The following is a 1,721-nucleotide window of genomic DNA, read 5'->3' as shown; positions in this document are numbered from 1 at the left end:
GTGGATATTATTGCATCGTACGGAGCTTCATCTTTGAAGCCAAATCTACCATCGGCGATCACTATCCGCACATTGCTCAGGCAGTATCGTCGCACGTTTTCCGAGGCAATAGATGCAACCGTTCTGGCAGTTTCCACTGAGATCACGCTTCCATTTTTCAACGTTTTTCCAAGCAGACAAGCGCAGAAGCCTGTTCCCGTTCCAAGATCCAGGACCTTGTCTTCTTCGTCAAGTTTCAACTCTTCTATCATGCTAATCAAGAGAGACGGCTGTGTCGATGTGGAGCAAATCTCCCCCGAGCTTGCAAGACTCACTAGAGCTCTGTCGGAGTAAGCCTCATCCGCTACTTCGGGCGAGACGAAATCCCTCCTGTCAAGTTCCATTAAGGCCGACTCCAGTCTTGGGTCGGTCAGATAACCTGTTTTCTTCAGAAAACTCAGAAGCTCTCTCATCGGAAATCCGTCACACTCCTCTAGAAGAAGAGATACCTGATGGCGTTTACGACCACGATTATCAGCAAAATCCATTTCACAAAACCGCTGCCCTTTCTTATCGACAGCTTAGCAGCAAAATAGGCTCCGACAACGTTTCCTGCCGCAAGAACCAGACCGGGAACCCAGTAGATTATCCCATTAAGGATAAAAATTGCCAGAGCAAAAACCGTGTAGATGAAGACGATAAGAATCTTAGTGAAGTTCGTCCTCACTAGATCAAAACCGTACGAAAAGGTAATCGCTCCAATCAGGAAGAAACCAACTCCCGCCTGTAAAAATCCCCCGTAGAAGCCCACACCAAAAAAGATTACAGTCGAGAGGACTCGAGAAGGTCTTGATAAAGCAAGCCGCTTCGGTTTCAGTAACATTAGGAGAACCACGCCCAGGAGAGTTACTGCGATCACTTTCTCCAGCACATCCTTAGCTATTGTAGAGACAAACATAGAACCTATGACTGAACCTATCGTTGCAGACACTATCGCCGGAAGTACAGACTTGTCAAACCTCATACCCCCGGATCGAAATGTCTTTACTCCTATACCGCTTTCAAATATCACACCCAGTCTGTTGGTAGCATTTGCAACAGGCGGCGGCAATCCTATCCACATGAGTACCGGGAGAGTGACCATTGAACCCCCTCCCGCCATAACATTCATAAAACCAGCTGCGGCACCCGCGATATATATAATTACGAACTGTAATACTGTCATTTGTCCTGCATAAACTACATGGAGTTGTTCGAGCCGCCCATATCTATCTTTTTCATCAGCTTTTTCAGAGATGTCAAGAGAGAAATGAACTCGCTTTGAGAAATATTTACCTGGTTGGCAATTTTCAGCGGAATGGCCAGTGCCTTATCCTTAAGTTTTCTTCCTTCATCTGTCAGACCTATCAGCACCTGCCTCTCATCACCCTGAGACCTTTCTCTTGTCAGGAGTCCCTGTTTTTCCATTCTCTTCAGCAAAGGAGTCAGGGTTCCAGAATCGAGAAACAGTCTTTCACCGAGTTCTTTTACGGTAAGCGGCTCCTTCTCCCAGAGAACAAGCATTGCCAAATATTGGGGGTAGGTTATGCCGAACTCCAGAAGCAACGGTCTGTACAGCCTTGTGATACCCCTCGAGCTGGAGTACAAAGCAAAACAAAGCTGATTGTCCAGTCTGAGCAGCTCATCTTCACTTGGAATCGCGACATCCTCTTTCTTACTCACAAAACCGCCTCCTCAATTGC

General features: G+C 46.8%; 3 protein-coding genes. All 3 read right to left on the bottom strand.

The features are described from left to right. A partial coding sequence (locus ENN47_09095; GenBank protein HDP78319.1) for a hypothetical protein occupies nucleotides 1-527 on the bottom strand: 527 nt, incomplete at its 3' end. Further along, the gene (locus ENN47_09090; GenBank protein ID HDP78318.1) at nucleotides 473-1,204 is read right to left on the bottom strand and encodes a sulfite exporter TauE/SafE family protein; all 732 of its coding nucleotides are present in this window, start codon (nucleotides 1,202-1,204) and stop codon (nucleotides 473-475) included. The genes ENN47_09095 and ENN47_09090, both read right to left, overlap by 55 nt. A gap of 14 nt (nucleotides 1,205-1,218) precedes the next feature. Next, nucleotides 1,219-1,701 carry a MarR family transcriptional regulator gene (locus tag ENN47_09085; protein HDP78317.1) on the bottom strand — a complete coding sequence of 161 codons (483 nt, stop codon included), beginning with the start codon at nucleotides 1,699-1,701 and terminating at the stop codon, nucleotides 1,219-1,221. Nucleotides 1,702-1,721 lie beyond the last annotated feature (20 nt).

The organism is Mesotoga infera (assembly GCA_011045915.1).
Classification (GTDB): Bacteria; Thermotogota; Thermotogae; order Petrotogales; family Kosmotogaceae; genus Mesotoga; species Mesotoga infera_D.
Note: the sequence above shows the minus strand (reverse complement) of the source record. Positions and strands in the feature narration are given on the sequence as shown.

Bases quoted from the DNA above. Each gene is read 5' to 3' on its own strand.
- ENN47_09090 (HDP78318.1), bottom strand. From the start codon at position 1,204: ATGACAGTATTACAGTTCGTAATTATATATATCGCGGGTGCCGCAGCT.